This window comes from Cytobacillus oceanisediminis (assembly GCF_004366035.1).
In the GTDB taxonomy this organism is placed as follows: domain Bacteria; phylum Bacillota; class Bacilli; order Bacillales; family Cytobacillaceae; genus Cytobacillus; species Cytobacillus oceanisediminis_C.
Genome location: NZ_SOEE01000002.1, coordinates 433,707 through 447,101, shown reverse-complemented (window position 1 = coordinate 447,101; position 13,395 = coordinate 433,707). Strand labels below are relative to the sequence as shown.

Sequence of the window (13,395 nt, the reverse complement as noted above, 5' to 3'; positions counted from 1 at the left end):
CTTCCTATATTTAAAATTCTGCAATGATATTTTAGTGAATTCCTTTAACCACCCTTTTCGGTTATTTCTTGCAGATATTTATATAAAACGGCTGCCAGTGTCTAAAAACTGAACAAACACCAGAATGAAAACTGGTGTTTGTTTCTTATTGTTAACAGCTGCTCCCGCCTTCTTTTTTCCATACTTTTTTTTGCATAATTAAGGCCACGATCGCTATTAATGCCACAAATATTAAACTGACAAAAAATCCAAGCCTTATTGACTTTTCAATTAATGTGCCGCTTACCGCAGCCAGGATCAGAAGCAATCCCGCCGCAGCCATTATCTTTCCGAACACTTTATTTTCCAGAATCCGAAGAGCTGAAATGATGATGAATGACCAATTGAATAAAATTAATATACCAGCAGCAGTAGTGATATACTCATATATTTTGCCTGGCAGCAATAAGGCGGTTACGATGGATGCAATTAAACCGGCTGTAGCCAATCCCAGTGAAGGTAAAGGAAGGTCCTTCCATTTCTTTATCTTTTTTGAAAATACCGCTGGAGCATCGCCATCATTAGCCATAGTAACCAGTAAGGCTGTTACTCCAAACAGCGAAGCGGTCATCGTAGAGAAGCCGGCAATAATGATTGCTGCATTAAAAACGTGTGGGAAGAAGGCCAGATTATACTTATCCATTGCAGTTACAAAAGGACTCTCTTTTTCATTAAAAGCACCATGTGAAGCCATATACACGGCTAAGCCAAGAGAAATGACATAGATGATGACAAGAACGATCAGCATAATGATGCCCGCCTTGGGTGCATCCTCCTTCTTTTTTAACCTTGTTGCCATTAGCCCGATAACTTCAATTCCTCCGTATGCATAAAAAGCATAAATCAAGGATGACCAGAAGCCCTTAAAGCCTTCAGGAAACCAATCCCCTGAAGAACCGGGGAATCCGGGATGCCTGGCATCTCCATCAATCACTCCGGACAAAGCAGCGGCTGCGAGGATGATAAACATAATAATGGCTGCTGTTTTAATAACTGCAAACAGGTCCTCCACCTTGTCAAAACCTTTGTTGCCTGTTAATACCACTATAATGGAGAGGATGGCATAACCGGCTGCAAAGACCCAAAGGGGCACATGAGGAAACCAAAATCTTGTCAAAATGGAGAGCGCGGTTAATTGGCTTCCCATGATAAGTATATTTGAGCACCAGTAATTCCAGCCGCAGCTAAAACCTGCCCACTTTCCATAGGCTTTATTAGCGTAATAGCAAAAAGATCCTTCCTGAGGGTCTTCAGCTGTCATTTTAGCCAAAAGATTATAGACGATATAGGTTCCAAGTGCCGCTAATATAAATGAAAATACAATGGATGGTCCGGTGATCTTAATGCCGATGGCGGAACCGAGAAAGAAACCGGTCCCAATCGTACAGCCAACACCTATTAATGATAATTGCCACCATTTTAGGTCACCGGATTCACTTTTTTTTGAGGATTTTCCGCTGGGAAGAAAAAAGTCCATGGTGTACCTCCTGTTTAGCTTCTAAGGCTGTTAATCGTTCTTTTGTTTTCAATTCAAATAAATAAGCCGATTCCTTTTGGTGATCGGCTTCCGTTCAAATCTGTAAAGGATGATGCCAAAGCATTTATTTCTTTTGTTCTGAACTGTCGCTTTTTAACCCTGTAACAGATCTGAACATCTGTGTGTTCATGCTGCCCTGGACAATATCTTGTAGGAAGAATTGTTCGATTAGCTTTTTATATTCTTCATCCTCAAACATCTTTCTGTTTTGAAGCTCCATTTCAGCGAGACCTTCATATTTGAAAAGAAAAGCATAAGTATGGTCTTTTCCTGAAATGGGGGATAATAGCTCAACCTCATGCTGATAATTCTCGTTTCGGTAGCTTTGGATCATTCTCATGTTTTTTAAAGCTTCAACAAAACTGTCCTGCTTTACTTCAAATGTCTGGTAAACGAAAACTGACATAATAATCCCCTTTCCAAGAGCTTTCAGAATGTGTTATTTATCCTCTTCGCTTCTTACATCCGGTCTAACAGGTGTTAAGTCCTCGGAAACTTCAGTATTAAAGCGGAGATTTCCTTGGTTAATAGTGCCTTTTTCATTACTTGCTTCTGTCATATTTCTGAGCAAAAATAAGTGGAATAGATATTCAAATAATGCGACTCCAAGAGCTGCGGCTATTGACATTGCAATAAGATTGTAACCATTGGTTAAAATTGAACTCAAAAACCAGATGAGCAAAAAAGCCAATCCAAAGTCGGCTGCCGTTGCAATTACATTGCTGCTCCCTGGGAGTATGAGCATATCACCAAGAATATAAGCTGTAATGCCCAGAATGGCTGTTATAATAAATACATTTACAAAGCTCATTCCAAAGAATACTCCGAGAATGATATATAAGAGAACAAAACTTGCGGGAAATTTTAGAGCCAATGCCTTGGAATGCTGCATAATCTCCCTCCTTTAGTTGTTAGTCTGGTTATTAGCACAAAAATTATTCCATATATAGCTGCACTTGAATTAAGTTACTTGGCGTAAGAAAATGATTCCTTTTATTGATTTATTTTTCTAGTGTGCTGGTGTTGAGCAATGAGAAATATATCAAAGGGGCAATTGTCCCAAAACATTATCTGCTCAAGCATTTGAATGTTCTCCTGTTCCTGCTGAAGCATCATACGATATTGCTGGCTTCCCTGCTGTGTCTGCTGAATCAGCTGCTGAGCAAGCTGCCTGGCTTGACTTGCCTGCTGTATTCCATGTTGAGTTGTATGCATATTAACAGCCTCCTACGTGAAAAGCAGGCTGCCCAATTAATTGAACAAAGCCTGCAAAGCCATGATTTAGCCAATCAGCGATGCCAGGAAGTCGTACACATTTGCAATCAAATGCAGGGACAGCTTACTGGACAAGAAATGGCTGGAGGAAGTCTTTCAGCAATGCAGCAGCCTTTTAATAACCAGAGTCAATTTCAGACTGGTTCGCTATTCAATTATGCAGGTTTTTTCCGCCAGCAATAATTGAGTACAAAAAAAAGCAGCCCGATTGATTCGGGCTGTTACAACGTTCTGTTAAACCATTACTTTGCAAATATCATTCGTAAACTCCACAGGATCACTGATAGGAAGGCCTTCAATCAGCAGCGCCTGGTTATATAGGAGGTTTGTATACAGATATAATTTTTCTTTATCATTTTCCAAAGCATTTTTTAAGACTTGGAAGACTTCATGGTTTGAATTGATTTCCAAAACCTTATTTGCTTTTACGTCTTGATTATCCGGCATGCTGCTAAGGACCTTTTCCATCTCAATGGTGACTTCTCCATCAGCTGTCAGGCAAACCGGGTGGCTTTTAAGCCTTTTGGAAATTCGTACATCAGTCACTTTTCCTGACAAAATTTCTTTCATGCTGCTGAACAATTCCTTATGTTCTTTTTCTTCTGATTCGGATACCTTTTCATCCTCATTCTCTATGCCGAGATCTCCGCTTGAGACAGACTTGAATTCCTTCTCTTTATAGGTCATAAGCATCTTAATGGCAAACTCGTCAATATCTTCTGTAAAGTACAGTATTTCATAACCCTTATCAGCCAAAAGTTCAGTTTGCGGGAGCTTTTCTATTCTTTCATGTGACTCACCAGCTGCGTAATAAATATATTTCTGGTCATCCTTCATCCTTGATATATATTCATCAAGTGATGCTAATTTCTTTTCTTTTGAAGAATAGAACAACAATAAATCCTGGAGCATTTCTTTATGAGTTCCGAAATCGCTGTATACACCATATTTTAATTGTCTTCCAAACGATTTATAAAATAGTTCATATTTTTCCCGCTCATTTTTCATCAGACTTTGAAGTTCGTTTCTAATCTTTTTGCTGATGTTTTTCGCAATGAGCTTCAGCTGCCGATCATGCTGAAGCATTTCCCTTGAAATGTTAAGTGATAAATCTTCAGAGTCCACCATACCCTTTACAAAGCTGAAATAATCAGGCAGAAGGTCTCCGCACTTATTCATAATTAATACGCCATTGGAATATAGCTCGAGGCCTTTTTCATATTCCTTTGAATAATAATCAAATGGAATATTCTCAGGAAGATATAAAATTGCATTATAGCGGATTGTGCCATCCACATTAATATGGATATGCTTTACAGGCTTGTCGAAGCCATAATGCTTTTCTTGATAAAATTTTTCATAATCTTCGTCTGTCAGTTCACTCTTATTTTTCCGCCAAATTGGAACCATGCTATTGATGGTTTGCTCTTCGGTGCTTCCTATATTCTCATTCTCAGCGTCTTCTTTTGGTTCTTTGATTGCTGCATCCATCTTAATTGGATAGCGGATGAAGTCTGAGTATTTCTTTATGATCGATTTTAAGCGGTACTCTTCGAGGTATTCATCAAAGCTTTCATCTTCCGTATTTTCTTTTATCTTAAGGATAATATCAGTTCCGACTGCCTCTTTTTCACATGGCGTAATCGTATATCCTTCCGCCCCATGGGATTCCCATTTGTACGCCTGTTCACTGCCAAGGGCTTTGCTGATCACAGTTACAACATCAGCGACCATGAATGCCGCATAAAATCCTACGCCGAATTGGCCAATAATATCATGGCCATCTTTAATCTCCTGTTCTTTCTTAAAAGCCAGAGAACCGCTTTTAGCAATGATGCCAAGGTTGTTTTCCAGCTCTTCCTTTGTCATTCCAATGCCTGTATCTTTGATTGTTAATGTTCTGTTCCCTTTATCAGGAACGACCTTTATGTAGTAACTCTCTTTGTCAAACGTTAAGGAATCGTCTGTAAGTGCTTTATAGTAGATCTTATCGATCGCATCGCTGCTGTTGGAAATAAGCTCCCTTAGAAACACCTCTCTTTGAGAGTAAATGGAGTTGATCATCATTTCCAATAATCTCTTGGATTCTGCCTGAAACTGTTTTGTTTCCATGTTAGTCTCTCCCCTTTCAAATATTCCTTACTTTAGCACTCAAGTCTTAAGAGTGCCAAACAATATTTAAATATCATATTAGTTAAATTGTGTCAATCAGCATGAACTGACTTTCGTTCTAAATGATTTCTTCCGCACATTCAATAAGATTGCGTATTGTCTCTTTTAATTGCCTCGAAAGCTGTTCTGGAGTCCATTTCTCTCTTTGATTGTCTAAATCTGATTGTATTAGCAACATCATCCAAACCGAATAAACAGCCGAAAACAAATAATATTCTTGTTTGAATTTTTTCCTGTCAGGAGCAGAAATCTGAATTTCTTCACAATAACAGTCCAGAACCATATTTCGCAAAATATGGTTATTAGGCTTAGGGAAATCAGGATGTGAAATATCGATTAAATGGAACAAATCCCAAAAAGGTGTGTTCAAGTGGCAATGTTCCCAGTCCAGAACCACTGTCTTATCGCCCGCATACCCAAAATTCCCCTGGTGCAAATCCCCATGGCAAAGAACCTTCACAGCGGAAAAGGGTTTACTGGTAAATGCGCTGAAAATGATATTGCCTAAACGCTCTGAAACATTATGTAACCTAAGAATAGTAAAAACTTTCTCTTTGTTCTGCAGAATATGGTCTGCCATCTCCTCAATAGGCGGTTTAGGACCTTTCAGCTGTGCATGGGAAAACCGCTCAGCGGGCAAAGAGTGCCATTTGGCCATTAATGCAGTTATTTCCAGTGCAATTTTGGGATCAAAAGTATGTGTAATGGTGCCAAGGTCTTCTAAAATAATCCAATTATTGCTTAGTTTGTTTTGAACGGAGTACGACAGGATTTTTGGAAACTTTAGCGGGAGTTCTGCCAGGACATTCTCGAAAATCCACACTTCTTTTCCCAGCTGAGTATTGTTTGTCAGAGGTTTGAAAATATAGCTTTTTGACGCATCAATAAAAAAACGCTCTACAAACCGGCCGTTCGCTCCCTGATATAAGTTCTCTCTTCTTAAAATGAAACGGTCATTTAGAGTCCCGTTTGAAGTCACAATATTAGTAAACAAGCTGGCGCTCCCCCTTAATTGCATCCTATCTCCACAATATATATCAATCTGCTTTTAAAAAAATACTGCTTTTTTCATTGCACAAAAAAAGTATCCTGCACAAGGATACTTTTTAGAGCAAACTGAATTCATAGCCTTTATTTCGGATCTCAGCAATTAAAGCAGGAAGAGCTTCAACAGTCTGGGCTAATTCATGCAAAAGAATGATCGCTCCCTCTTCCAGGTTCTCTATGACGTTTGCGATAATTTGTTCAGGCTGTTCTTTGAGCTCCCAGTCCATTGACGAGATTCTCCACATGATGGTTGATAGCCCAAGCTGTTTGGCTGCAGCTATAGTGTGTTCATTGTACTGCCCATATGGGGGCCGGAATAGCTTCACTTCCTGGCCGATGATGGACTCAATCTTAGTTTTGCTGTTGCGGAGATCCTGGATTTGTTCATGTGGAGTCAGGTTAACATAGTTGGAATGCTTTGAAGAGTGGGTACCTATCTGATGACCTTCTTCCATGACTCTTCCCCACGGACGCTGAGGGTATAAAAGCCTGGATTGCCAGAAGAATACAGCTGGAACATTCTCTTCCTTCAAGATATCCAATATTTCCGGAAGAACTCTTCCTGGTCCATCATCAAAGGTCAATACCACTGTTTTCTTCGATGTATGGCCTTCATTAAATAGTTTGATATCAGGGTCATTCGAAACGTACACGACGTTCGAGCTATCCACTACTCATGGACAATTGGCCATTTCCTCTTCCTCCTTTACTAAGTCGAACGGATATATGACTTTTCGCCATAACTTTCAGCATCATATGTAAATGCATACATATCGTCTGTAAACTGCTCTGGTTTATCATCAAAAACGACTTCCCCATCTTTTAAAGCGATAATGCGGGTTGCATATCGTTTAGCTAACTGAACATCATGGACATTTATAATGGTTTGAAGCCTATGACGCTCATGCATCTCCTGAAGCAAGCTGAATATGCGGTCTGAAGTTCCCGGATCCAGGCTCGCAACAGGCTCGTCGCCTAGAAGGAAACTTGGCTTTTGAAGGAGAGCCCTTGCAATGCCGACTCTCTGTTTCTGCCCTCCACTAAGATGCTCGACCCTGCGATTGGCAAAATCGGCTAAGCCCACCTCTGCAATGACTTGTGCAGCCTGAGCTTTTTCTTCATCTGTGAACCATCCAATAAGATTTTTGAAGCTGTTCCTGTAGCCGAACATGCCTGTCAGAACATTTTGCAGGACAGTCAATCGGGGAATTAAATTAAAATGCTGAAAGATCATTCCCATCTCCCTGCGGATTTTTCGAAGCTGTTCATCACTCAGTGCAGAAAAGGATAGGCCATCCCAGATGATTTCCCCAGATGATGGTGTCTGCAAACCGTTTAAACAGCGGATTAAAGTGGATTTTCCAGCACCGCTTTTACCTAACACACAAACAAAATCACCAGGATGGATCGTCAGGTTTATGGAATTCAGGGCATTATGCTTCATGCCGGCATAACGGACTGTTATATTTCGAATCTCAAGCATTTCAGGCCTCCTTTATATCACTCGGTTCCTAACATAGCTTCCGAAAAGATCCACAAGAATAACAATGATCATTATGATCAGTACATCGAGTGAAACTGAACTGTATTGGAAGGTTTTAAAATCATTAAAAAGTCTCTGGCCAATTCCTCCACCTCCAATAAACCCCAATATAAGAGAAGTTCGAATGGCAACCTCAAACCGGTAGAAGTAATTCGACAATACATTTGGCCATATTTGAGGCAGGATGCTGAACAGGGAAGCAAACCAGCTTTTAGCACCTACTGCTTTCATGGCCTCCTGCGGGCCGGGATCGGATGCTTCAATGAGTTCTGAGATCAGTTTTCCCAGAACCCCAATGTTATGAAACATAATGGCCAGGACAGCAGGAAAAGGACCAAGTCCAAGAGCCGTAAGAAGAATTAGACCGAAAACAATTTCAGGGATGGAACGGATAAAGCTGAGGCCGACTCTGGTTAAATGGTAAATAAGTTTAGAGCCGGACGTGTTTTTGGCGGCCATAAAGCTTAAAGGGAGTCCGATAATAAGCCCGAAAAAGCTTCCCAAAAAAGCCATGGCCAATGTTTCCAGACTGTCTTCAAGTATCTTTGGAAGAAGAGAAAAATCCATCGGGAACCAATGGGACAGAAAGTCAATCATATTGCGGAAGTCTTTGAATTTCGATAAATCGAATTCCGTTAGCCTCATGCTTAGATAAACGAATAAAGCTAACACGAAATATGTTAATATGCTGTGTTTTTTAAACCACAATCTTATCAGCCCTATTCTTTAATGAGTCCCTCTTTTAGGGCAGCCTGGCGGATGCTTTCATAATCTTTATTGCTTGCCTCTGTAAATCCGCTTGCCCCGAAAGCATCCAGAATTTCCGGATCTTTAATCGCTAGAAATGCTTCTTTTAATGTTTTAATTGTTTCTTCATCGGTATTTTCATGTACAGCCCAAGGGTACTGAAAAAGCTTTTCTGATTTCCAGATCGTTTTAATCTGATCTCCATCTACTTTTCCTGAATCCACTAATTGATTGTAAATGGCGCTGTCGATCGCACCTGCATCAACCTGCTTATTTTGAACTGCCAATGCAGTAGCATCATGCGAGCCGGTAAATCTGACGGACTTAAAGCTGTGTTCATCCTCTGATTTGTAGACTTCGCGGTCCTTCAATTCAATGGATGGGATAAGAGATCCTGAAGTTGAATTGATATCACCGAAGGCAAAGTCAGCTTCACTGCTGTTTTTCAGTAAATCTTCTAGTGAATTCCATGGGTGGTCTTTATGGGTAATGATATATGAATAATAGAATGGCTCTCCGTCGATCAGCTGTGTAATGATGGCTTTTGCGCCGCTCTTCTCATGTGCAACAACATATGTTAACGGGCCGAAATAAGCCATATCAATTTTATCGTAGTTCATGGCTTCCACTACCCCGTTATAATCCGGATATACTTCGACAGCTACATCCCTATCGAGTTTTTCAGATAATGTGGACTGCAGTTTCTCCATTGCAGCTTCCATGGAACCCTCTGTTTGAACTGGGATGACCCCAATGGTGAACGTTTCTTTAGATTGTTCTTTTCCGTTTCCGTCTTTGTTATCTGCTTCATTTTCGCTGCATGCTGACAAAAGCAGCAGTGAAAAGATAGTCATGAGCATTAAAAATTTTTTCATGTTTGCACTTCCTTTTTTCGTATTTAGTAAAGGTAAAAAAGGACTCTTTTCGAGTCCTTTTTTTTAGATAACAGTAATCTTTCCAGGATTCTGATCTGTGACAGTCCCAATGATGGAAGCCCATTCTACTCCTTTTTCCTTAAGGTCATTAAGGAGCAATTCAGCTTCTGTTTCAGGGATGGTTATTAAAAGTCCCCCAGATGTGATGGCATCACATAGTATCACTTGGTCCACATCATCAATATTTTCATATTGAATCCGGCCGGACAGCCATTTATGATTTTTTTTGGAGCCTCCTGGAATAATATTCTGTTCAGCAAGCTCTCTTGTTTTTGGAAGAATTGGAACGGCTTTGCTTTCAATGGCAATGCCCGTGCCGCTTCCTTCCGCAATCTCCATTGCGTGGCCTAGAAGGCCAAAACCGGTAATGTCTGTGCAGGCATTGACCTGATAGTTATCCATAGCTTCCGCTGCGTCTTTATTTAAGGCAGCCATGACTTCCATTACTCGGTCGATTCCTTCCTGATCCAGCATAGCCCTTTTTATCGCTTGAGTAAGAATGCCCACGCCAATTGGCTTGGTTAAAATCAGTTTGTCGCCAGGCTTGGCTCCTGCATTTGTTCTAACTCGTTCAGGATGTACTGTTCCAGTCACAGATAAACCGAATTTTGGCTCCTGGTCGTCAATGGAGTGCCCGCCAACTAAAACAGCACCGGATTCTCTAACTTTATCGGATGCCCCAGCAAGAATATCTGCAAGGATGCTTTTATCCAATTTTGTGATTGGAAAACCTACAATATTCATAACGGTTATTGGCTTTCCGCCCATAGCGTAAATATCGCTAAGTGAATTGGCTGCGGCAATCTGCCCGAACATATACGGGTCATCCACGATAGGAGTAAAGAAATCAAGTGACTGCACCAGGGCAGTTTCATCATTTATTTTATATACGCCTGCATCATCAGATGTATCCAGTCCTACTAAGAGGTTGGGGTCAGGTACAGACTTTGGCAAATGACGCAGAACCTGCGCCAGGTCTTCAGGACCAATTTTGCATCCTCAGCCGCCTTTTGTAGATAAAGAAGTTAGTTTTATGATTTCTTCTCTCGACATATTTCTCTCTCCTTGCCTATTCATTATTTACTTGGGGACTTTTCTAAAATGGCTTTGTAAATTTTTTGAAGTATTTTAGCTTCATATTCTGAAGAATGGCTGCACTCAACATAAAATTTGGCAGCCCGCCCCAATTTTATCCTCAACTCGTAATTATTCACTAGTTTGTCTGCATAATCAAGAAATTCGACCGTATTAGTATAGATTAAACCGGTTTTCTGATGGTCAATGATATTTCGGTTGCCCAGGTTATTGGCAGCAAGTACAGGAAGGCAATATTCCATTGCTTCCAAAATAGCAGCAGGCTGGCCTTCAGAATGGGATGTATTCAGTACGGCATCAGCTTGCCTATATAGCTCCCCCATATGATGATGGGGGATTTGCCCAAGATATTGAATCCACTCTTTATTCTCTTCTGCAAGGGATTTTACAATATACCCCTCTTCTTCTTCAATAATAGGGCCCGCCAGCCAAAATCGCATCTCAGGATTTTTTTCGTAAATCAATTTAAGCTTTTCTATGGCAAAAGGAATATTTTTCACCTTGCGGATCCCTGCCGGCAGTAAAAATAAAAAAGTGCCAGGTTCTTTCTTATAATCGCCTCCAGGTTCAGGAAATATTACAGTGCCCTGATGGATAACACTGATTTTATCTCTTGCTTCCGGTAGTTCTTTTGCCAGTACCAGCTTGGCTTCTTCATCAAATACGTGTATGGCTTCGGCATGGAGGATGGTTTCCATAACCACTGCTTTTTTTACAGGATCATAAAGATCGATATTTAAGTCTGTGCCTGTCATGGTTACGACATATCTTTCAGGCCTTTTACCAAGCCCTTTAATAAATTCGCCAAACCTGTAAGCGTTAAAGCCATGCACAATATCAGCCTTTGGCAGGCAAGTGAATTCGTAATCGTCTGTGATATTAATGATTTTAGTCTCGATGCCCAGCTTATTAAGTCCATCAGAAATACGCTGAACGGTAACCGTATTTCCTCTTGCCTGTTGAAAATTTGGGCTTGCCAGTATTACTTTCATCCTTTCATCCTTCACAATTATATTTGCACTATCTTCGTTTTAATTAAAGTTTGCATCAATTATTGCAGGAATATTTCATCCTGTCCATTAATTATATTTCAGCAAGCTGTTCTTTTAACTATGACAGTAAAAAAGCCTGTTTCTAAGTCAAGAAACAGGCAAGATTTTTATTGGTTTCCGAATTCTTCTACAAGATCTTTGAATTTTCGAAGTGAGTTTTCAATTGGATATGGGGAAGTCAGATCCACTCCGGTTTTCTTTAACAGCTCAAGGGGATAATCGGAACTACCGCTTTTTAAGAACTCAAGATAGCTTTGCAGCGTTTCTTTGTCCCCTTCAAGAATTTTCGCTGCCAAATGAATGGCAGACGCAAATCCGGTAGCGTACTTATAAACATAAAATGGACGGTAAAAATGAGGGATCCTTGCCCAGCCGAATTTCACCTCTTCATCAAAGACAATCTCATCCCCATTATATTCGCGGAATAAGCGTTCATAGATTCCGCTGAAAACTTCAGCGTTAAGCGGCTCTCCCTTTTCCGCTAATTCGTGAGTTTTCATCTCAAACTCAGCAAACATGACTTGGGTGAAGAAGGTTCCTTTAAACTGATCAATAAAATGATTAAGGAGATGCCTGCGGACTTGTTTATCCTTTTCTCTGTTCAGCAAATAGTTAATCAGAAGCACTTCGTTCACTGTTGAAGCCACTTCCGCTACAAAGATGCTGTAACGGGCGGTAATCTGCGGCTGGTGCTGTGAGCTCAGCTTACTGTGGACACCATGTCCGCATTCATGAGCAAGTGTAAAAAGGCTGTCCAGATCATCACGGTGATTCAGGAGGATATAGGGATGAACGCCATAGATGCCCAAGTTATACGCCCCTGACCGCTTCCCTGGAGTTTCCCGCACATCAATATAGCGCCCCGACTTAAACTCCTTGAGAATATTAATATAATCCTCTCCAAGAGGCTCCAATGCTTTACACATCGTTTCATAAGCTTCTTCGTACGATATATCAGGTTTTACACCCTCTGCTAATGGAACACTCAAATCATATTGCCGCAGCTCGTCAAGGCCTAAATGTTTCTTGCGGATCCTGGTATATTGATGCATTGCCCCGATATTTTTTTTTGTTGTCTCAATAAGATTTACATATACTTCCTTTGGCACCTTATCACCAAATAATCCTTTTTCAAGGGCTGAAGGATAATTCCGGATACTGGCCATGCTCACATTGTTTTTTATCGCAGCAGAAAGGGTGGAAGAAATGGAATTCTTTAGCTGCATATACGGCTGGTAATAGGCCTTATACGCTTCCTTTCTCTTTTCCCGGTCTTCCTCTTCCATAATTTTTGCATACATCCCGCGTGTCAGTTCAATCTTTTCGCCATCGTCTTTTGTTATATCTCCAAACTTTATATCAGCGTTATTCATCATTCCAAATGTATGACTGGGAACCGAAAGTGCTTCGCCAAGGCGGGACAGAATTTCTTCCTTGTCTTTATTAAGGACATGAGGCTTATAGCGGAAAGATTCGAGCAGGTCTTCCTCAAAGTATTTCAAGGCCTTTTCCTCAGCAATATAGCTTTTTAGGGTTCCTTCATCCAGGCTTAAAAGAAAAGGCATAAAAAAAGAAGTGCATGAACTGATTTTTACGCTTAATTGCTTTGCTCTGTCCACCAATGCCTGCGAATCTGACATCCGTGTGTCTTCATCTGTTTTTAGCATCGCATAAGCATATAGCTTATTAAATATGTAAGATAGTTTTTCTTTGTGCTCAAGATATTGATACAGGGAATAACCATCTTGAATCTTGCCATCATAGGTCTTCAGCTTATCAGCTAATTGTCCAATCCTCTGGTAATCTTCCTCCCATTTTTCCAAACTTGAATAAATGTCTTCCAGATTCCATTTTTCATTTTGCGGAACGTCATTTCTGTTGTTGAATGTCTTCATCTTATAGACTCCTTTACAGCAAAACTGTCATTCATTTATTAACTATATTCAAAAGTTA

At 40.4% G+C, this 13,395-nt stretch carries 13 protein-coding genes and 1 pseudogene; 1 reads left to right on the top strand and 13 read right to left on the bottom strand.

The window, feature by feature from the left end:
* Positions 1-151: 151 nt before the first annotated feature.
* The 4 genes and pseudogenes from DFO72_RS06535 to DFO72_RS06520 all read right to left on the bottom strand — a co-directional run.
* Positions 152-1,516, bottom strand: a complete 1,365-nt coding sequence (locus DFO72_RS06535) for an amino acid permease (RefSeq protein ID WP_113880845.1) — start codon at positions 1,514-1,516, stop codon at positions 152-154.
* Between the two features lie 124 nt (positions 1,517-1,640).
* Positions 1,641-1,982: a hypothetical protein gene (locus DFO72_RS06530; protein ID WP_113880846.1), complete on the bottom strand. Its 342-nt coding sequence runs from the start codon at positions 1,980-1,982 to the stop codon at positions 1,641-1,643.
* 33 nt (positions 1,983-2,015) lie between these two features.
* On the bottom strand, positions 2,016-2,468 hold the full coding sequence (locus tag DFO72_RS06525; RefSeq protein ID WP_113880847.1) for a YndM family protein: 453 nt from the start codon (positions 2,466-2,468) through the stop codon (positions 2,016-2,018).
* 175 nt (positions 2,469-2,643) lie between these two features.
* A pseudogene (locus DFO72_RS06520) lies at positions 2,644-2,791 on the bottom strand (hypothetical protein); the annotation flags it as partial.
* Here DFO72_RS06520 and DFO72_RS06515 point away from each other — a divergent pair.
* A complete protein-coding gene (locus DFO72_RS06515) occupies positions 2,786-3,034 on the top strand; it encodes a hypothetical protein (RefSeq protein ID WP_395858135.1) in 249 nt (82 codons plus the stop codon). The pseudogene DFO72_RS06520 and the gene DFO72_RS06515 sit on opposite strands and share 6 nt — an antisense overlap.
* A 51-nt stretch (positions 3,035-3,085) precedes the next feature.
* Here the strand turns inward: DFO72_RS06515 and htpG are convergent, their stop codons facing one another.
* The 9 genes from htpG to pepF form a co-directional block, all read right to left on the bottom strand.
* Positions 3,086-4,963: a molecular chaperone HtpG gene (gene htpG, locus DFO72_RS06510; RefSeq protein WP_113880849.1), complete on the bottom strand. Its 1,878-nt coding sequence runs from the start codon at positions 4,961-4,963 to the stop codon at positions 3,086-3,088.
* Between the two features lie 118 nt (positions 4,964-5,081).
* Positions 5,082-6,017 (bottom strand): phosphotransferase family protein, encoded by a 936-nt coding sequence (locus DFO72_RS06505; protein WP_113880850.1) that lies wholly within the window; start codon positions 6,015-6,017, stop codon positions 5,082-5,084.
* A 112-nt stretch (positions 6,018-6,129) separates the two neighbouring features.
* Positions 6,130-6,723, bottom strand: coding sequence for a polysaccharide deacetylase family protein (locus tag DFO72_RS06500; protein ID WP_166672430.1), 594 nt, complete (start codon positions 6,721-6,723; stop codon positions 6,130-6,132).
* A gap of 56 nt (positions 6,724-6,779) precedes the next feature.
* The gene (gene phnC / locus DFO72_RS06495) at positions 6,780-7,553 is read right to left on the bottom strand and encodes a phosphonate ABC transporter ATP-binding protein (RefSeq protein WP_113880852.1); all 774 of its coding nucleotides are present in this window, start codon (positions 7,551-7,553) and stop codon (positions 6,780-6,782) included.
* A gap of 12 nt (positions 7,554-7,565) precedes the next feature.
* A complete protein-coding gene (phnE, locus tag DFO72_RS06490; RefSeq protein ID WP_113880853.1) occupies positions 7,566-8,321 on the bottom strand; it encodes a phosphonate ABC transporter, permease protein PhnE in 756 nt (251 codons plus the stop codon).
* A gap of 11 nt (positions 8,322-8,332) precedes the next feature.
* Positions 8,333-9,235 carry a phosphate/phosphite/phosphonate ABC transporter substrate-binding protein gene (gene phnD / locus DFO72_RS06485; protein ID WP_113880854.1) on the bottom strand — a complete coding sequence of 301 codons (903 nt, stop codon included), beginning with the start codon at positions 9,233-9,235 and terminating at the stop codon, positions 8,333-8,335.
* Positions 9,236-9,298: 63 nt separating this feature from the next.
* Positions 9,299-10,348: a selenide, water dikinase SelD gene (gene selD, locus DFO72_RS06480; RefSeq protein ID WP_208326885.1), complete on the bottom strand. Its 1,050-nt coding sequence runs from the start codon at positions 10,346-10,348 to the stop codon at positions 9,299-9,301.
* A gap of 23 nt (positions 10,349-10,371) precedes the next feature.
* Positions 10,372-11,382, bottom strand: coding sequence for a glycosyltransferase (locus DFO72_RS06475; protein WP_208326884.1), 1,011 nt, complete (start codon positions 11,380-11,382; stop codon positions 10,372-10,374).
* A gap of 167 nt (positions 11,383-11,549) precedes the next feature.
* Positions 11,550-13,337, bottom strand: a complete 1,788-nt coding sequence (gene pepF / locus DFO72_RS06470; protein ID WP_113880856.1) for an oligoendopeptidase F — start codon at positions 13,335-13,337, stop codon at positions 11,550-11,552.
* Positions 13,338-13,395: the final 58 nt, after the last annotated feature.